This is a genomic window from Actinomyces sp., assembly GCF_030530635.1.
Taxonomy (GTDB): domain Bacteria; phylum Actinomycetota; class Actinomycetes; order Actinomycetales; family Actinomycetaceae; genus Actinomyces.
Map to the genome: position 1 here is coordinate 61,193 of NZ_JAUMUL010000005.1, position 17,926 is coordinate 79,118.

18 protein-coding genes are annotated in these 17,926 nt (G+C 69.4%); 7 read left to right on the top strand and 11 right to left on the bottom strand.

Annotated features, from left to right (window positions below):
- The first annotated feature begins 37 nt into the window (after window positions 1-37).
- Window positions 38-778 (top strand): IclR family transcriptional regulator, encoded by a 741-nt coding sequence (locus Q4A20_RS02710; RefSeq protein ID WP_303119982.1) that lies wholly within the window; start codon window positions 38-40, stop codon window positions 776-778.
- Between the two features lie 123 nt (window positions 779-901).
- Here Q4A20_RS02710 and Q4A20_RS02715 read toward each other — a convergent pair whose 3' ends face one another.
- The 3 genes from Q4A20_RS02715 to Q4A20_RS02725 form a co-directional block, all read right to left on the bottom strand.
- Window positions 902-2,038, bottom strand: coding sequence for a glycosyltransferase family 4 protein (locus Q4A20_RS02715; RefSeq protein WP_303119985.1), 1,137 nt, complete (start codon window positions 2,036-2,038; stop codon window positions 902-904).
- 119 nt (window positions 2,039-2,157) lie between these two features.
- On the bottom strand, window positions 2,158-2,643 hold the full coding sequence (gene nrdR, locus Q4A20_RS02720; protein ID WP_303119987.1) for a transcriptional regulator NrdR: 486 nt from the start codon (window positions 2,641-2,643) through the stop codon (window positions 2,158-2,160).
- Window positions 2,644-2,806: 163 nt separating this feature from the next.
- The gene (locus Q4A20_RS02725) at window positions 2,807-3,667 is read right to left on the bottom strand and encodes a LysM peptidoglycan-binding domain-containing protein (protein WP_303119990.1); all 861 of its coding nucleotides are present in this window, start codon (window positions 3,665-3,667) and stop codon (window positions 2,807-2,809) included.
- 263 nt (window positions 3,668-3,930) lie between these two features.
- Here Q4A20_RS02725 and lexA point away from each other — a divergent pair, with 263 nt between their 5' ends.
- The gene (gene lexA / locus Q4A20_RS02730; RefSeq protein ID WP_303120031.1) at window positions 3,931-4,644 is read left to right on the top strand and encodes a transcriptional repressor LexA; all 714 of its coding nucleotides are present in this window, start codon (window positions 3,931-3,933) and stop codon (window positions 4,642-4,644) included.
- 145 nt (window positions 4,645-4,789) lie between these two features.
- Here lexA and Q4A20_RS02735 read toward each other — a convergent pair whose 3' ends face one another.
- The 3 genes from Q4A20_RS02735 to hflX form a co-directional block, all read right to left on the bottom strand.
- Window positions 4,790-5,794 (bottom strand): L-lactate dehydrogenase, encoded by a 1,005-nt coding sequence (locus tag Q4A20_RS02735; RefSeq protein WP_303120032.1) that lies wholly within the window; start codon window positions 5,792-5,794, stop codon window positions 4,790-4,792.
- Window positions 5,795-5,937: 143 nt separating this feature from the next.
- Window positions 5,938-7,956, bottom strand: a complete 2,019-nt coding sequence (locus Q4A20_RS02740) for an ATP-dependent DNA helicase (protein WP_368502410.1) — start codon at window positions 7,954-7,956, stop codon at window positions 5,938-5,940.
- Between the two features lie 5 nt (window positions 7,957-7,961).
- Window positions 7,962-9,569 carry a GTPase HflX gene (gene hflX, locus Q4A20_RS02745; RefSeq protein WP_303119993.1) on the bottom strand — a complete coding sequence of 536 codons (1,608 nt, stop codon included), beginning with the start codon at window positions 9,567-9,569 and terminating at the stop codon, window positions 7,962-7,964.
- A gap of 154 nt (window positions 9,570-9,723) precedes the next feature.
- Between hflX and Q4A20_RS02750 the strand changes: the two genes are divergently transcribed.
- The 4 genes from Q4A20_RS02750 to Q4A20_RS02765 all read left to right on the top strand — a co-directional run bounded on the left by Q4A20_RS02750 (window position 9,724) and on the right by Q4A20_RS02765 (window position 13,751).
- Complete coding sequence (locus tag Q4A20_RS02750; RefSeq protein ID WP_303119996.1) at window positions 9,724-11,112, top strand: MFS transporter; 1,389 nt, start codon at window positions 9,724-9,726, stop codon at window positions 11,110-11,112.
- A gap of 48 nt (window positions 11,113-11,160) precedes the next feature.
- Window positions 11,161-11,772 carry a class I SAM-dependent methyltransferase gene (locus Q4A20_RS02755; protein ID WP_303120000.1) on the top strand — a complete coding sequence of 204 codons (612 nt, stop codon included), beginning with the start codon at window positions 11,161-11,163 and terminating at the stop codon, window positions 11,770-11,772.
- Window positions 11,773-12,041: 269 nt separating this feature from the next.
- On the top strand, window positions 12,042-12,671 hold the full coding sequence (locus tag Q4A20_RS02760) for a hypothetical protein (RefSeq protein WP_303120002.1): 630 nt from the start codon (window positions 12,042-12,044) through the stop codon (window positions 12,669-12,671).
- A gap of 33 nt (window positions 12,672-12,704) precedes the next feature.
- Entirely contained in the window at window positions 12,705-13,751 is a 1,047-nt protein-coding gene (locus Q4A20_RS02765) for an XRE family transcriptional regulator (RefSeq protein ID WP_303120004.1), read from the top strand.
- 34 nt (window positions 13,752-13,785) lie between these two features.
- Here the strand turns inward: Q4A20_RS02765 and Q4A20_RS02770 are convergent, their stop codons facing one another.
- The 4 genes from Q4A20_RS02770 to Q4A20_RS02785 all read right to left on the bottom strand — a co-directional run bounded on the left by Q4A20_RS02770 (window position 13,786) and on the right by Q4A20_RS02785 (window position 16,567).
- Window positions 13,786-14,562 (bottom strand): PhzF family phenazine biosynthesis protein, encoded by a 777-nt coding sequence (locus Q4A20_RS02770; RefSeq protein ID WP_303120007.1) that lies wholly within the window; start codon window positions 14,560-14,562, stop codon window positions 13,786-13,788.
- A gap of 20 nt (window positions 14,563-14,582) precedes the next feature.
- Window positions 14,583-15,065, bottom strand: coding sequence for a DUF523 domain-containing protein (locus Q4A20_RS02775; RefSeq protein WP_303120010.1), 483 nt, complete (start codon window positions 15,063-15,065; stop codon window positions 14,583-14,585).
- A gap of 166 nt (window positions 15,066-15,231) precedes the next feature.
- Complete coding sequence (locus tag Q4A20_RS02780) at window positions 15,232-15,927, bottom strand: ATP-dependent Clp protease proteolytic subunit (protein WP_303120012.1); 696 nt, start codon at window positions 15,925-15,927, stop codon at window positions 15,232-15,234.
- A 1-nt stretch (window position 15,928) separates the two neighbouring features.
- Window positions 15,929-16,567: an ATP-dependent Clp protease proteolytic subunit gene (locus tag Q4A20_RS02785; RefSeq protein ID WP_303120014.1), complete on the bottom strand. Its 639-nt coding sequence runs from the start codon at window positions 16,565-16,567 to the stop codon at window positions 15,929-15,931.
- 266 nt (window positions 16,568-16,833) lie between these two features.
- Between Q4A20_RS02785 and Q4A20_RS02790 the strand changes: the two genes are divergently transcribed.
- On the top strand, window positions 16,834-17,187 hold the full coding sequence (locus tag Q4A20_RS02790; protein WP_303120017.1) for a cupin domain-containing protein: 354 nt from the start codon (window positions 16,834-16,836) through the stop codon (window positions 17,185-17,187).
- A gap of 26 nt (window positions 17,188-17,213) precedes the next feature.
- Here Q4A20_RS02790 and Q4A20_RS02795 read toward each other — a convergent pair whose 3' ends face one another.
- Entirely contained in the window at window positions 17,214-17,660 is a 447-nt protein-coding gene (locus tag Q4A20_RS02795) for a hypothetical protein (RefSeq protein WP_303120020.1), read from the bottom strand.
- Window positions 17,661-17,926: the final 266 nt, after the last annotated feature.

Genomic DNA, 17,926 nt, shown 5'->3' on the forward strand with positions numbered 1-17,926 from the left:
CTTGAAGTCTCAACACTCGGAATGGCAGTATCAGATTATGGACGGTCTGGGCGATATCGAAAGCGGCAGCGGCGTCGGGGTCATCGACAAGGCCGCGCTGGTCATGAGCGCCCTGGAGGCGGGGCCGGCCACACTGGCACAGCTGGTCACCACCACACACCTGGCCCGCCCGACGGCGCACCGAATCGCGGTGGCGCTGGAATACCACCGTCTGCTCTCCCGTGACGCGCAGGGGCGGTTCATCCTGGGACCACGACTGAATGAGCTCGCCTCCGCCGCCGGTGAGGACCATCTGCTCGCCGCCGCAGGCCCGGTACTGGCCGCCCTGCGGGACAAGACGCATGAATCCGCGCAGCTGTACCGCCGGCAGGGCGACGTGCGGGTATGCGTGGCCAACGCCGAACGCCCGATCGGACTGCGCGACTCCATCCCCGTGGGCGCGACCATGTCCATGCAGGGCGGCTCGGGCGCACAGGTGCTGCTGGCGTGGGAGGAGCCCGACCGGCTGCATCGCGGCCTGACAGGCGCCCGGTTCAACGCCACCATGCTGTCCGCGGTGCGCCGACGCGGCTGGGCCCAGTCGGTGGGCGAGCGTGAGCCGGGGGTGGCCAGCGTGTCCGCTCCGGTCCGCGGGGCCAGCGGGAAGGTCGTCGCGGCCGTTTCCATCTCGGGGCCGATCGAGCGCATGGGCCGTCAGCCCGGGCGGGTGCACGGCCCGGTGGTGGCCGCCGCCGCTCGCCGCCTGTCTGACGTGCTGCGCAATAACGACGAGGGCTGAGCGCCCCCTCTCCTCCCCCACCCCTCACCCCACCCCTCCCGAGATCGGTAGAAGTTACGTGCCGAGGTCGGTAGATATGGTTACTGAAGCCGGCACGGCGGTCCGGCGTGGGCTCACCCGCAGTCAACTACGCCGGTGCAGTTCGATCGCCCGCCGGTAGGCGTCAACGTTCATGGCGGTTACCGCACCCCACACCGGAAGCGGGTCGACGGTGTAGTTGTGCTCCTTGATCCACCCCAATTGGTCGGGATTCGTCATCAGCTCTGCGAGCGCCCGAGTCAGGTCGGCGTTGTCGTCGCCGAGGAGCCCGTCGACGCCGTCGGTAATGAAGTCCGCAACGCCGGAGGATCGCAGGGCGACGACGGCCAGTCCTGCAGACCGCGCCTCCAGTACGCTGATCCCGAATGAGTCGGCGGGCGAGGTCTGCAGGTAGACGTCGGCCCGGGTGAAGGCCCGCGCCAATTCGTCCCGCTCAACCCTGCCGACCAGGGTGATGCGGTCCGTCATGCCGGAGCCGGCGACCTCCCGTGCGAGTCGGTCGCGCAGCGGTCCGTCGCCGTACATCTCCAGCACCGCGTCACAGCCGGTCCGGCGAACCGCGTCGACGAATACCCGTACGACCTGCAACGGACGCTTGCGCTCAATCCACCGCAGCGAGGCCACTACCCGCAGCGGACGCCCCTGCACCCGCTCCACGACCCGCGGTAGCCGCCAGTGTTCGACGGTGATGCCGTTGGGCAGCACCGTGACCGGTTTGACCGCGCCTGCTCGCTCGACCTCGGCGGCGAGCATGGAGGAGACGGCAGTCAGATCGGCTCCACCACGCTGCCATAGGCGCACCGGGCTCGCCGGGCCTAAAGCGCCGCAAGCCGCCGCCCACGGGCCGAGGACGCAGTGGAAGGTGATCGCCAGGGGCAGCTCGGCGCACCGTGCCGCCACGATCCCGGACCAGGCGAATTGGGAGACGACGCCGGTGTGCACGTGAACCACATCGGGGCGCAGTCGCGCCATCAATACCGCCAGCTCACGCCCCGCTCGCGGATGCAGCGGCAGCTCAGCCGGAAGGCGAACCGTGGTGCGGTACACAGGGAAGCCATCGGGATCCTCCACGCTGCGGCCGCGGTCGGCACCCGTAGGAGTGGCCGTGACGAGCGCGGGTTCATGGCCCGCCACTAACAGATTACGGGCGAGATCCCGCACTTGCGTCTCAATGCCGCCCAGCCGCGGCGCATAGCAGTCGGAGACGATGAGCACGCGCATGGCCTCCAGTGTGCCATGCCGAATATGAGGATTCACGCACGCGCCCGCGGCCAACGGGGGCGCCCACGGCGTCCTTTTTAAGGCACGGGCAGGGCGAAGTCGGGGCGCGGGTCGGCGATTCAGCGGGTCGGTGAGGTGCCGGCCGCATCGGCGTCCCCGAGCTGCCGGGTACGCAGGTCGGCGATGGCGGACTCGAAGTCGTCCAGGGAGTTGAAGCTGGAGTAGACGGAGGCGAAGCGCAGGTAGGCCACCTCGTCCAATTCGCGCAGCGGCTCCAGGATCGCCAGGCCCACCTCGTGGGAATCGACAATCGCGTGCCCCTTGGCACGAACCGACTCCTCGACCTTGTGAGCCAGCAGCGCCAGCTGGTCATCGGTGACCGGACGCCCCTGGCAGGCGCGGCGCACACCCCTTATAACCTTCTCGCGGGAGAAGGACTCGGTGGCGCCCGACCGCTTACGCACCGACAGACTGGCGGCCTCAATGGTGGTGAATCGCCGTCCGCATTTTGTGCATTGGCGCCGTCGGCGTATTGACGCACCGTCATCGGAGGTACGCGAGTCGACTACGCGAGATCCGCTGTGCTGACAGAAAGGACAACGCACGCCCGCCACCTCCGGTTCTCCTCACAGCGCGTACGGTTCGGAGAGTATGTGCCCGACCGGCGGATGCGCAAGCGTCTACCGAAGGAGAACCCATGCGAGCGCAAGGACGGTACTATCACCGGCCGACGGCGCGGGCCGCGGCACGCACACGGTGACCCCCGGCTCAGTCGGCCGGGACGATGAGTGTCTGGCCTGCCTGCAAGGTGGAACTGGTCAGACCGTTCAAATCGACTATCTGAGCCATTGCCTCATTGACATCGGCGGCACCGGTGGCCACGGCGATATCCCACAGGGACTGACCCGATTGGACCACCGCGGTTGTGGTTGTGGTCGGGGAGGTGTTGAAACCGGAGGCGACGATGCCGCCCGCCACCACGACGACCGCTAGCAGCACCAAGACCCCGAGGGCCAGCAGACGGCGCACGCCGAGAGGCAGCCCCGAGGTATCCACGCGACGACTTGTGTGAGCATACCGCTCCGCATCGGCCCGCGCCCCCTGCCCAAGCTCACCTTCAGCGCCACCGGCACCGGCCGCTTCTGCATACCCCGCAGCGTGATCGGCCGCGGAGATCCGTGCGCTACGGGGGGCCTCATGCGCCCGCAGCCGCCGCAGCCTACGGGCGCGTACGGCCGGGTGAGCGGGGGCGAGCGCCTCCACGGGCTCCGGACGCGCGCCACGTGCCTGCAAGCCGTCTGCGACCACAGTTGGGTGCACGACCGGAACGGAACACTTCTCACGAGGAAGCGGCATTCCCGAGGCCGAGCCGCGAATCCGGCGCGGCGGAACCGGACGCCGAGTCAGTTCCGGCTGCAGAGCGACGACGGGCGCCGCAGACGACTCGAGGACGGCGTCGACGCCGCCGGCGACCAGGCGCAACCGGGGCCGAGCCGGGACATCCTCGGGCGTCTCGGCAGGAGTCAGGACCTCTGAGGCGGGCAGGGCCGCGGACTGTGCAGGGGTCTGCCCGTCGGCGGCGGGGACCAGCCGCAGACGCGACGGCAGCGGGGTGGCGAGAGCACTCATGAAACCCTCCTAGAACATACGTTCGACGAACGCCTGTTCGATAGATTAGCGGTTCACGCCCGACACGTCCAGAGAGTTTTCGAACACATGTTTGATCACCGGGACGATCGGCCGTAGTCTTGACAAGACAAGGCCACCACGGGCCACTGACATGAATTCGGGCCCCTTAACCGGCAACCGACCTCCGGGTCGTCGGCGGCCCGGGGAATGAGGGACAGGCGATGAGCGCATCCAACCGCCCGACGGGCCGCAGCGGCGTCGGCATGGGAGCAGAGCCCACCACGGCTGCGCACTCCCTGGATCCGCGCGCCCGCGCCGTTTACGAGTCGGTGCGCGAGGCGGTCGCCACCAACGGCTACCCGCCCTCCATGCGGGAGATCGGCGCCCAGGTGGGTTTGACCAGCCCCTCCTCGGTCAAGCACCAACTGGACAAGCTCGAGCGCCTGGGCCTGGTGCGTCGCGATCCCAATCGTCCACGTGCCCTGGAGGTGGTTGCCCCCGCATTCGAGTCGGAGGATGACTCCAGTTCCTCCGCGACAATCCCCACACCGGAGCCCTCAGTGCCGACACTGCCCGGCGTCGCCGATGGCGAGGCGGTGGCCGTCCCACTGGTGGGACGCATCGCCGCCGGCTCGCCGATACTGGCCGAGCAGGACGTCGAGGATGTCGTCGCCCTCCCCCGGCGACTGACCGGCGACGGTGAACTGTTCATGCTGGAGGTTCACGGGGACTCGATGATCGACGCCGCGATCTGCGACGGCGACTGGGTGGTGGTCCGCGCCCAGCCCGACGCGGACAACGGGGACGTGGTGGCCGCCATGATCGACGACGTCGACGGCGCCTCCGCCACGGTCAAGGTGCTCTCCCGCAAGGACGGACACCAGTGGTTGCTGCCGCGCAACCCCGACTACGCCCCGATCCCCGGCGATCAGGCGACGATCATGGGCAGGGTCGTCACCGTGCTGCGCGCCCTCTAGCCTACGCCGTCTACACAGGCGGGTCCGCCCCCCGTAGGGGGCGGACCCGCCTGCCTTTGCTGGCCTACGACCGTGGTCGACGTATGCCGTATTCGAGCAGCGTCAGCGGCTAGGGCGTCAAGGCCCTAAGCTGCCGCTCGCCGGATCAGTACCCGAGCCCGCGGGCCACCTCGCGCAGTCGCTCGGCGGATGCGGTCAACCGGTCGCGCTCATCAAGCGTGAGCGGCAGCTCCAGTCGGCGCCCGGCGCCCTCGCGGCCAACAATGGTGGGCACCGCCATACACACATCGGAGATGCCGTGCCAGTTGTCCAGCAGCGGTGAGATTGTCAGCACGCGCTGCTCGTCGTTGAGGATGGCCCCGATGATGCGGGAGACGGCCAGGCCAACGGCGTAGTTGGTAGCGCCCTTGCCCTCAATGATGCGGTAGGCGGAGCGGACCACATCGTGAGCGATGCGGTCACGCTTGGCCTGGTCGAACACACCGCCATCGAGGGTCTTGCCCCACTGGGTGATCGGCACACCGCCGATCTCGGTGGAGGACCACAGGGCCACCTCGGAGTCGCCGTGCTCACCGGCGATATATCCGTGGATGTTCTGCGTGGCGGTGCCGGTCTCCAGAGAGACCAAGTACCGCATGCGGGCGGTGTCCAGTACGGTGCCGGAGCCGAAGATCTGGTTCTCGGGAAGACCGGTGATCTTCTTGGCACAGTAGGTGACCACGTCGACGGGGTTGGCCACCAGCAGGAAGATGGCATTGGGGGCGACCTCCACGAGCTTGGGGAGGATCTTCTCCATGATGCCGACGGTGGCACCGGCGAGTTCGAGGCGGGACTGGCCGGGCTTCTGCTTGGCGCCGGCGGTGATGGCGATGACGTCCGCGTCGCGGCAGATCTCCGGATCGTCCGAGCCGGAGACCGCGCCGGCGGAGGTGAACTGGATGCCCTGGGCGATGTCGAGCGCCTCGGCCTCGACCTTCTCCTTGACGATGTCCTGCAGGACGATCTCCCGGGCGACGCCCTTGGTGACGCAGGCGTAGGCGAGCGTAGAACCAACCGCGCCGGCGCCGATGATGGCGACCTTGGAGGGGCGGCCGGAGCGGGCCGTCGGATACGAGCCTTGAGCGCTGTTGGTGATCATGGGGTCTGACACTGTGTTCCTCCGAATCTGGGCGGCTGTCAGGTTGGTGAACTGGGCCACCCAGGGCTCAGCGTACGCGGTCGGCTCGAAAGCCGCACGTATACCGGTGAAATAGGTTCCTTCCCAGTCCTCCGCGAACGTGTGACCGACCGTGCTCATTCGGCCGCCAGCCGCCTCAGCGCCCCCAGGACGACGTCGCGGTCCCGAGTGGGCCACAGCGGCGGCATGGAGCGGGCGAGGAAGGCCCCGTAGCGGGCAGTGCGCAGTCGGGGGTCCAGAACTGCGACGACACCGCGGTCGTCGGACCGGCGCACCAGGCGCCCGGCCCCCTGTGCCAGCAGCAGCGCGGCGTGAGTGGCAGACACGGTCATGAAGCCGTTACCGCCGGCGGCAGTAACCGCCTCGCTACGCGCCTGGGCGACCGGATCGTCGGGACGGGGAAAGGGGATACGGTCGATCACCACCAGTCGACAGGTGCGTCCAGGCACGTCAACGCCCTGCCAGAGCGACAGGGTTCCCACCAGGCAGGCATCCTCGTCGGCGGCGAAGGCATCCACCAGCGTGGGCAGCCGGTCCTCCCCCTGGGCGTAGACGGTCAGGTCGGTGCGCTCGCGCAGCATTGCTGCGGCCTCCTCGGCGGCCCGCCGGGAGGAGAACAACCCGAGCATCCCGCCGCGGCTGGCGCGGGCCAGCATCACCACCTCTTGCAGAGCCGCCTGGGAGACGCCCGCCCCGGGCCGGGGCAGGTCTGTGGGGGTGTACAGGATTCCCTGGCGCCCATAGTCGAAGGGGGTGCCGACGTCCAGGCCCTCCCAGTCGGCGTCGGCGAGCGGGAGCCCGAGGGCCGCCGCCATCGGGTTGAAGCTGCCGCCCAGGGCGAGGGTGGCGGAGGTGAGCACGGCGACGCGGTCGGCCAGGAGCGCGTCCGCCACCGATGCGGCCACGTCGATGGGTGCGAGCGTCAGCCGAGGCGGTTCGGCTCCCATCCGCGGCCGCTCCACCCAGGCGACGTCGCGGCGTTGACTCACCGAGTCTGAGGTCATGCGCTCGACCACCTCGGTCATGTCGGCAACCGCGGTGCGGGCCAGCGCCACGCCGCCGGCGTCACCGGCCGCCTGCCCGCCGCCCTGATTCGCCGAGCGGGCCGCCTCACGCACGTCGGTGAGCACCTGCCGGCAGGCGGCGTCCAGCAGGGTGAGGGCGTCGGCGAGCGCGGGCGGCAGGCCGTCGGTCAGGCGACCGTCGGGCAGCTCCGCCAGGGCCAACTGCAGGTTCTGCCCGGCCTCCTCCAGATCGGTGACGACGACGCCGGCGTGTCGGCGGGCAGTGGCGGCCACGCGCGCGACGGCGGCAGCGGACAGAGCGGCCGTCCCCTGGGAGCGCACCCGCTCGGCCAGCTCATGAGCCTCGTCGACCACCAGCACCTCGTGCTCGGGCAGCACACCGGGATTGCCCGCCACGGCAATACCGAGCATGGCGTGATTGGTGACCACCACATCAGCCTCCGCCGCCGCGGCACGGGCGAGTACGGGGAAGCACTCCTCATGCAGCGGGCAGTCCGCGCCCAGGCATTCGGCGGCCGCAACCGATACCTGCGCCCAGGCGCGGTCGGACACCCCCGGCACCAGGTCGTCCCGGTCGCCGGTCTCAGTCTGCCCGGCCCACTCGCGCAGGCGCACCACCTGTTCACCCAGGCTCTGGTCGGTGCTCTCGCCGATGCGGGCGCGGGTCGTGGCCGCAGCGGCGGAGAAGAGTGTGTCGACGTCTTCGTCGGGGTAGCCGCCGGCCAGGCGGTGGCGGCACAGGTAGTTCTGCCAGCCCTTGAGCAGGGCGACGGTGGGGCGGGTGCCCGTGGTGCGCTCGACGGCGTCGGCGGCCAGCGGGGTGTCCTTGGTGAGCACCTGGCGTTGCAGGGCGAGGGTGGCGGTGGACACCACGGTGCGCTCGCCGACGTCGACGGCGTGCACCATGGCGGGCACCAGGTAGGCCAGCGACTTACCGGTACCGGTACCGGCCTGAACCAGCAGATGGGTTCCGGTCTCCATGGCACGCACGACACTGTCGGCCATTTCGGTCTGACCCTCGCGTGGGCTGCCGCCGAGCGCCTCGACCGCGGCGACCAGTGCCGTCCGGACTCGGTCCGCCGCCGCGACCGGCGCGGTCGTGTCCCCCACGGGCCTCACCCGACGTCGACGGCGGCCAGTTCGGCCGCCAGGGCGGCATCCACACGGGCGACCACGTGGGTGCCGGCCTCCACGTACTCGACGGCGCCGATATCGCCGTCGGCGTGCACGCGGGAGACCAGGTCACCGCGGGAATAGGGGACGACGACGTCCACGGCCACGTCCGGCCGCGGCAACATGGTCTCAATACGCTCGCGCAGTTCCGCCAGTCCCCGGCCGGTGCGGGCGGAGACGACGACCGCATCGGGCAGACGGGTGCGCAGAGCGGCCAAGGTGACGGTGTCGGCCAGGTCGGCCTTGTTGAGCACGATCAGCTCGGGCACGTCCAGGGCGCCGGGAATGTCGGCCAAGACGGCGTGAACGGCGGCGATCTGGCCGAGCGGGTCGGGGTGGGCGGCGTCTACCACGTGCAGCACCACATCGGCGTCGGCGACCTCCTCCAGGGTGGAGCGGAAGGCCTCGATCAGCTCGTGCGGCAGGTTGCGCACGAAGCCGACCGTGTCGGTGAGGGTGTAGATGCGCCCGTCGGCCGCCTCGGCCTTGCGCACAGTCGGGTCCAGGGTGGCGAACAGGGCGTCCTGCACCATGATGTCGGCGCCGGTCAGGCGGTTCATGAGGGAGGACTTGCCGGCGTTGGTGTAGCCGGCGATGGCGACCGAGGGGATGGGGCCGCGGCGCCGCGAGCCGCGCTTGACCTCGCGGGAGGGGGCCATGGCGCGGATCTCGCGGCGGAGCTTGGCCATGCGCTGGCGGATGCGGCGGCGGTCCAGCTCGATCTTGGTCTCGCCGGGGCCGCGCGAGCCGATGCCCTGGCCGCCGGCCACGCGCCCGCCGGCCTGCCGGGACATGGACTCGCCCCAGCCGCGCAGGCGCGGCAGCAGGTACTCCAGCTGCGCCAGCTCCACCTGGGCCTTGCCCTCGCGGGACTTGGCGTGCTGGGCGAAGATGTCCAGGATCAGGGCGGTGCGGTCCACGACCTTGGCGTCCACCACGTCCTCCAGCGCGCGGCGCTGGGAGGGGGCCAGCTCGCCGTCGACGATGACCGTGTCCGCGCCGGAGTCGGCGACCATTTCGGCCAGCTCCCTGGCCTTGCCGGAGCCAAGGTAGGTGGCCGGGTCGGGGTGATCTCGGCGCTGGATGAGGGCGTCGAGCACCTCGCTTCCGGCGGTCTCCGCCAGGGCGGCCAGCTCGCGCAGGGAGGTCTCGGCGTCCTGGGCGGCGGTACCGGCGCCCACCGGGGAGGCGGGATCAGGGCGACCGCCCGGCAGAGGCAGTTCCAGGCCCACCAGGATGACGCGCTCGAGGCGGACCTGCCGGTACTCGACCTCGCTTACATCCTCCAACTCGGTGGACAAACCGGCCACGCGGCGGGTACCGGCGCGGGCCTCACGCTCCAGGGCCCCGGCCGCATCGGCGTCGGCACGCTCGTGGTTTTCGGCGGTGGAGGCCAGTGCGGTTCCGGCGCGGGAGCGGACCCGCGCGGCGAGCACCGCGGCAAGGTCGTCGATGGCCGTGGCGGGCTCGTGTGTGCCGACGCTGTCTTCATTGAGGTCGCGCTCGGTCGGACGGCTGGACGGTGAGGTGTTTCCTGACGTGTTTCTCATGCGGACTCGAATGCTACTGCCTGCCCGGGCGTTTGCCGAGCGTTAGCGGGAGTCTTTCGCCGTCGGCTGGCGCCACGGCGCAATCCGAGTGTCGGTCCTGGGCAGTGCAGCGGCCCGCACCGGTTGCCGACTTACGGGCCGATATGCTCGGACCGTGAGTTCGTCCGCCTCTGCGCCCGCGTCGTCGACCCCGCCGCCGTCGCTGCGCGCCCTGGCGACCACACCGGTGGGGCACCTGGCAGCCGCGATGTTAGTGGTGGAACTGCTGGCGGGCATGCAGACCTACATCAATCAGACGGTATTGCCGCTGGTGGCCACGGATCTGGGCGCCCGCGCCCATTACGGGCTGGTGACGGCCGCCGCCATGGTGCCGACCTTCCTGACCATGCCGCTGGGCGGCTCCATGCTGGCCCGCTGGCGGGCGGACCTGCTGATGACCGCACTCACCGGCGTGCTCGTGGCGGGGGCCGTCACCGGGGCGCTGGCACCCAATGTGGGCGTGTACGTGGCCGGTGAGGTGCTGCGGGGGCTGGCTGCCGGGGCGCTGGCCACAGTGAGCATGGGCGTGCTGGTAGCAGGCCTGCCGGAGGCGTGGCGACGGTTGTTCCTGGCGGCCGGCTCAGCCACCTGGATCGTCTCCTCCATTCTCGGCCCGGGCTACGCGGCCGCGGTCTCCCAGGCGTGGGGCTGGCGCTGGGCGCTGGTCGCCTACGTGCCGCTGCTGGTGGCGGCGCGACTGCTGATGGCTCGGGAGATCCGGGGTCTGCACGTGGACGATGACGAGTCCCATCCTCCACTGGTTCCGGCCCTGATGATGGGCGCCGGGGTGGCGGCCATCGGGGCGGTGCCCGCGGCGTCGGTGCTGTTCCTCCCCGTGGGTGCCGGTGCCGTCGCCGCTGTGATTTGGGCGTGTGCGCGGGTGTTTCCGCCTGGGACCATGCGGCTGGCACCGGGGCGGAGGGCCGCCCTGGCCGCACTCGCCTGGGTGTGTGCCACCTACCTGACCCTCGACTATCTGGTCTCCCCCGCCGCCCACGACATACTCGGCCTGGGCCCAGCGGCGGTCGGCTGGGCGCTGACCTGCGCGGGCCTGACCTGGTCGTCGATCGCCATCTGGACGGCCGCCCATCCCGCCCGCGACCGGCACCGCTTCCGGACGCGGACCGGCGCCGGTGCAGCGTGCTTCGCCGTCGGCGGGACGCTCATGACCCTGGCCTTCGCCGCTGCGGCGCCCTGGTGGTGCCTCCACCTCGGCTTCGCCACCGCCGGAGCCGGAATGGGACTGACGCATCAGGACACCATGATTCGCTGCGTTACCGCCCCGGAGGACCTGGGCGGGACGCCCGACGGCATCTCCCAGGCACGCATCGCCACCTCTGTGACGGTGGCGAACGCCGCCGGCGCCGCCACTCTGGGCACGCTGACCACAACCTTCGTGGCCCCGACCGCGGCCGGCGTGCAGGCGGACCTGCTGGTCCCGACGACGGCGGTGCTCACCCTGGCGCTCGCCTTCACCCCGCTGCTGGCCCGCAGGGCGGCCTGAGCCGCCCTGCCATGACTGCTCCAGTCCGCGCCCGGTAGGGTCGGGCGCGTGAGCGAGCAGCACTACTTCACCGCCTCCCCGGACTCCCCCGCCGAGGAGCGACGGCATCACTTCTCCATCCGCGGTGTCGAGCACGACGTGACCACCGCCTCCGGCGTGTTCTCCGCGGACCGCCTGGACCTGGGCACGCGCGTGCTGCTGCGGCAGGCGCCGCAGCCGCCGCAGGCGGGCACCTTCCTGGACCTGGGCTGCGGCTGGGGTCCATTGACTCTGGCCCTGGCGGACGCCGCCCCGCAGGCCACGGTGCTGGCCACCGACGTCAACGAGCGCGCGGTTGAGCTCACCGCCCGCAACGCCGCCGACGCCGGGCACACCCGCGTGCGCGCCGTGGCCGCCGACGCACTGCTGGAGGAACTGCGCGGCTCGGGCACCAGACTGGACCTGATCTGGTCCAACCCGCCCATGCGGATCGGCAAGCCGGCGCTGCACGCCCTGCTGGCGGACTGGCTGGCCCTGCTCGCCGATGACGGCGAGGCCTGGCTGGTGGTGCACAAGAACCTCGGGGCGGACTCATTGGCCAAGTGGCTGGGCGAGCAGGGCTGGTCGGCCGAGCGGGAGGCCTCCTCCAAGGGCTACCGCCTCCTGCGTGTCACCCGCTGACCCTCACCGAGATCGGTAGAAGTTACGTGCCGAGATCGGCAACCGCATCACGCCCGCCGCTTCCCCACTCCCACGTTGCGCCAGTAGCAGCCGTGTTCGCGATCGCGAGCCAGGGTTGGCCGAGCATCGCCTCGGAGGTATAGTCACTTCCGGTTTTGAACACTCGTCAGAGAGACTGAGGGGACACGGACGTGACCGAATCATTCCCTTTGCAACCGCCGCCCGGAGTGGTCCTCACGGGCCGGGCGGCCGCGCAACGGCTAACGTCCATGGGGCTCGACGCAGACCTCCTGGCCGGGGCATGTCATGACGGACTCCAGGCCGCCATCAACCAGCACACAGCATTCGATCCCGTTATCGCCTTCGGCTTTGAGCACTGGGCGAAGACCGTCAGCGCTGTGCGCAAGTATCTGGGCGGCCTAGGCTGGCAGGCCCACGACCGCGGCAATGCACCTCGCTCAGTAAGCCCGGACGGGCACCTGACCGCCATTGCCGCCATGGGAGGGAACGCCAGCACTGGAAACCCGGGCGAACGGCCCGCCAACGCGAGAAGCAAGGGTCCTACCTTCCGCAACGAAGTTGACGACAATGCCGCACTCTCGCACATTCGGCTCGCCCACCAGCTCGTCCTCGACTTATCCGAAGGCGCAACAACCGCTGATACCGCCGTGGCTCGGGGTACTTCACTGCACACCTGGATACTGTTGTATTTCTGGGATCGCAGTGAGCACGTGCTTCGCTGCGAACTCTCGCTGCCCGTCGCCTGCGACGACGGCATCATCACCCATTGGCATACCCGCATCATTCTGCCGGAAGTACCGCTGGAGCCCGTAGGTCTCGAGGCCATCCCACCGCGACGCCCCACCGACGACGTCGACTTCGACGTGGTAGCGCTGTAACGCCCATCCCCGCGGAATCGAGTCATTCACAGCATGTCCATCCACCCCACACGTGTCACAATTGCCCGCGAACGCGGCGGATTGTCCCGTGTTGACCTGGCCACCGCCGTCGGCGTAACTACGCGCACTCTCACAAACTGGGAAGACAGCGGCGCACCGGTCAACAGGGCCGAAGCGCTCGCCATCGCCACCGCACAACCCGTGGCATTCTTCCAAACTAATCCGGCTGCCACGGTGACCGATGATCTGGTCTTCTTCAGAACGCGTCGCCGTACTACCGCGGCGCTCCTACACCAGGCCACCGCCCTCGGGTCTCTGGGAATGGAAATGTTCAACGAGATGGGTCGGCGACTTGGCCTGCCTGCACTTGCGCTGCCGGAACTCGATCCGGGTCTGTCCCCTCAGGCGACCGCTGAGGCGGTGCGCCTGCAATGGGGCTTGGGCGACTTCCCACTGCCAAACCTCGTGCAGCTGGTTGAGTCCCATGGCATCCGGGTGCTGGGGATCCCGGCAGCCGAGCAGGACGTTGACGCCTTCAGTTTCTGGGGTCAGGACGCACACCCGTATGTGTTCCTCGCCCGCCGGAAGACGCCGGAGCGGTCCCGCTTTGATCTCGCCCACGAACTCGGTCACCTCCTCATGCACTCCAGCACTAAGACCGACGGCGACGCCACGGACCGGGAGTTGGAACGGGAGGCCAACGTCTTTGCAGCAGCGCTCTTGCTTCCGCCCGATTACGTACGCGCGACGATGCCCTCCGCCCCACCGCTGGACGCAGTTATTGCGCTCGCCCGTCGTTTCGGCGCCTCCGCCGTCGCTGCGGCACACTCCGTTCACGACGTCGGAAGAGCTTCTGACTGGGGTCACCGCCAACTCATGGCAGAACTCACCCGCCGCGGTTTTGCAACCGGTGAGCCGGGCAGCTCGCTCCCCTATGAGCGCTCGCGAATCCATGACGCCCTGGTGAAATATCTGCGCCAGACCAGAATGACGACGACTGCCTGGGCACGTAGCATCGGCCAGCGCCCCGACGATGTGGCGGCATTTGCCCTCGGACAAGCACTGTCAGTCGCGCCATAGGCCCCGATCCGCCCGCGCCTAGACGCGAGCCGTTCTACAGCCCCACGATCTCGCCGCGCAGGAAGGTGACCGCCGCGCCCGCGAGCGCGCATCGCTCGCCGTCGACCACACACAGCAGTTCACCGCCACGTGCGGAGGCCTGCCAGGCGCGGATGCGTGGCTTGCCCAACTGCTCTGCCCAGTACGGGGCGATGTGGCAGTGCCCGGAGCCGCACACCGGGTCCTCTGCGATACCGAGCGACGGGGCGAAACTGCGCGATACGCAGTCGAACTCACTGCCCGGGGCGGTCGCGTGGCACAGCGGACCGGGCAGCTCCTCGACCCGCCGCAGGTCCGGCGTCAGGCCGCGGACGGTAGCCTCGTCGTCGAATACGCACAGCAGGTCGCGCCCCATCCAGGCCTCGGAGGGACGCGCGCCGAGAGCCGTCACCATCTGATCGGTGACCTCGAGGCGGCGCAGCCGGTAGGCGGGGAAGTCCATCTCGTACCGGCCCTCGCGGTGGCGCACGGTCAGGCGGCCGCTGAGCGTTTCGAAGGAGACGGCGTCGGCCCCGGTAGCGAGCTCAGCCAGCAGCACGTGCGCGGTCGCCAGGGTGGCGTGGCCACACAGGTCGATCTCGCCGCCCGGAGTGAACCACCGCAAGCGCCACGCCTCCCCCTCACGCACGCAGAACGCCGTCTCGGAGAGGTTGTTCTCCCGGGCGATCGCCTCCATGAGCCTGTCGGCGGGCCAGGTCTCGGGCAGACAGACGGCGGCAGGGTTGCCCGCGAAGGGACGGTCGGTGAAGGCGTCAACGACGAACTGGCGCATGCGCCAGATCCTAGCGTCGGCTACCGGCGCCGCTCCCGTGCGGCTCCCTTCGTCACAACGGCGATCCCGCGACGGCGCAGTGCGGCCGCCAGTACGCCGCAGCCCTGCTTGAGTTCGCCGCTGTGAGCGCCGTCGTAGATGGTACGCACGCCGCAGGACGGGCTGCGCTCCTGCAGCACCGCAGCGGGACATCCCATCTGCGCCGCCACAACGGCGGCCGCATGGGCACCACGCATAAAGGCGTCGGTAACGTCCTCGCCGTCGCGAGTGATCACGCGCGCATGCCCGTCGAGCACGTCTTCGCCGTCGCCACCCACGATCTCGGCGGGCGGTCGCGGGACGGGCAGACCACCCATCAACTCAGCGCACAACGGCAGAGCCAGCCCATCGGCAACCAGGGCGACGACGTCACGATCCGGCTTGGCGGCACCGTCGTACCGGCAGGTGAAGCCGGCCAAGCATGCGCTGACGAGCAGCGGGCCGCCGGAGGACATAGAGTTCATGGCGGGCAGCCTACTGGCAATGCGCTGGCCTCCGACCGGCGGCGGGTCGACCCCACGTCACAAGTTCCGGTCTCGGTGGGCGATGAGCGGGGTGGGGCGGAACCGGAGAACCGGAACCGCCCCACCCCGTGGAATTGCGCCCGAGCCGGCGAACCCGGGCGCGCGCTTACGCCGAGTGCGGCGAGGCGGGCGCCTTGCGGGAGGAGAGCACCTGGTCGACGATGCCATAGTCCTTGGCGGCGGTCGCCGTCAGGATCGTGTCGCGCTCGAGGTCCGCGTGGACCTTCTCCACCGGCTGCCCGGTGTGGGAGGCCAGAGTGTCCTCCAGCCAGGTACGCATACGGTCGATCTCATTGGCGATGATCTCGATATCACTGGCCTGACCCTGCACCCCCTCCATGGCGGGCTGGTGGATGAGCACGCGGGCATTGGGCAGTGCCAGGCGCTTGCCGGGCGAGCCCGCGGCCAGCAGTACGGCGGCGGCGGAGGCGGCCTGCCCGAGGCACACGGTCTGCACCTGCGGCTTGATGTACTGCATGGTGTCGTAGATGGCCGTCAGCGCCGTGAAAGAACCGCCGGGACTGTTGATGTACATGGTGATCAGGCCGTCGGGGTCCTGGGACTCCAGGACCAGCAGCTGCGCCATGATGTCGTCGGCGGAGGCGTCGTCGACCTGCACGCCCATGAAGACAATGCGGTCCTCGAACAGCTTGGCGTAGGGATCCTGCCGCTTGAAGCCGTACGCGGTGCGCTCCTCGAACTGGGGCAGCACGTAGCGCGCCTGGGGCAGGGATCGCGGGTCGATGCCCGTGGCCTGAACCTGCCGGGCGACGGCGTCGAAGTAGGGGCGAGAGCTCGTCATGTCAGTTCTCTCCGTTCTGGGTGCCGATCTCGCGGCTGGAACTCACGATGTGGTCGACGAATCCGTATTCCAGGGCTTCGGTCGCGGAGAACCAGTGGTCGCGGTCGGAGTCGCGGATGATCTCCTCAACCGTGTGGCCGGTGTTCGCCGCGGTGATCTCGGACAGCTCCTGCTTCATCTTGATGATCAGGTCGGCGTTAATGCGGATGTCCGTGGCCGATCCGCCCGCCCCACCGGAGGGCTGGTGCATGAGCACCCGAGTGTGCGGCGTGATGTAGCGCTTGCCGCGGGCGCCGGAGGACAGCAGGAACTGTCCCATGGAGGCGGCCAGGCCGGTGGCAACGGTGACCACGTCGGGCTGGACGTACTGCATGGTGTCGTAGATGGCCATGCCGGCGGTCACGGAGCCGCCCGGGGAGTTGATGTACAGGTAAATGTCCCGCTCGGGGTCCTCGGCGGCCAGCAGCAGCATCTGTGCGCAGATGGCGTTGGCATTGTCATCACGCACCTCGGAGCCGAGCCAGATGATGCGTTCCTTCAGCAGGCGGTTGTAGATGGAGTCGGTCAGGCCCAGGCCCGTCCCAGACCCGTCGACGGCGGCTGGGGTCGTAGCCGCCGGAGGCGTGTGGAGCTCGCTCACGTCAGTCCTTCCGTGTTCGGTGATGCCAACGCTAACCCGCCTCCCGTCCAGCGCATGCCCAGGATCGGGGGCTTTTCGCTTACGGCCCACACGACGACGACGCAGCCGGCCCCGGATGTGCCGGAGGCCACCGTTTCACTATGGTGAGATGCGGGTAACCTCAACACCGGATTTGAAACGACCAAGACGGGGAGAAATGGCACGCCGGCCCGCGAGTGCACGCCGAGTCCGCGATACGAATACGCCCGCCAAGGAAGGACACCCTCATGCCCACCACGCCCGCCTCCGAGTCCCTGTTCCGCCTCGGCCTGAATGAGGCACTGCCGATCAGCGAGGAGGCCACCACCTCCCGCGTGGTGGTCAACAATGACGTCCTGCGCACCGTCATCTTCACCTTTGACGCCGGCCAGCTGCTCACTGAGCACGCCTCCACCAAGGCGGTGGTCGTCACCCTGCTGGAGGGCGAGATGGACTTCACCATCGCCGGACGTACCGAACGCATGCATGCGGGCGACGTCATCTACCTGGCACCGAACGACCGTCACGCACTCACCGCCGTGACCCCGTGCCGCATGCAACTGGTGATGGTCGAGGTCGAGGACCGCGGCCCCCAGGACTGACGCGCCCGACAGGCGCCCGGCGCGGATCAGCGTGCGGCCCTCGTGGCGCAGCACAGGCAGACCACCACGAGGGCGGCGCTGATCGCTACCGCTCCTGCCGCCCATGGTTGCCATATCTGCCCATCGAGTATCGCGGCGTGTGCCCGCAGCGGCCACCACGAGGGCACCACGGCCGTCAGGAGGCCCCATGACCCGCCGCGCCCCATTACGAAGGCCGGCATCACCAGCAGCACGAATCCCAGTTTGATCGCCGTCACCGCCTGGATCGTCGAATCCGTGAAGACGGCTATACCCATGGCGGTGGCACCTGCCAAGGGCGCCCCGGCCAGGGCCAGGCCCGCGGCTCTCCACCAGTCCAGTTCGTTCAGCCCGCCGACACTCAGCCCCACAATCGCGATCGGAGCGGCAATCCCGGTGGCCAAGCCGGCGCGCCAGACCAGGTAGCCACGCAATGACACCGGGGTCACCGCCACGGCCCGCCAGGTGGACCGCCCGCCTCTGTTTGGACCCCATACGTCGGTTTGGATCCCATAAGTCTGTTTGGACCGCCCCAGTAGCACACTACGGCGGTCCAAACAGAGCAACGCGGTCCAAATCGAGGCTGACGACCCAAACAGAGCCAAGCGGCCCAAACAAGGCACGCCGACGGCGGACACCCCCCACGGCAACCCACGACACCCCCACACCACGCCCGTCTAAAACACCACATTCGCGCAGACAACCCACACCCGGCGAACCG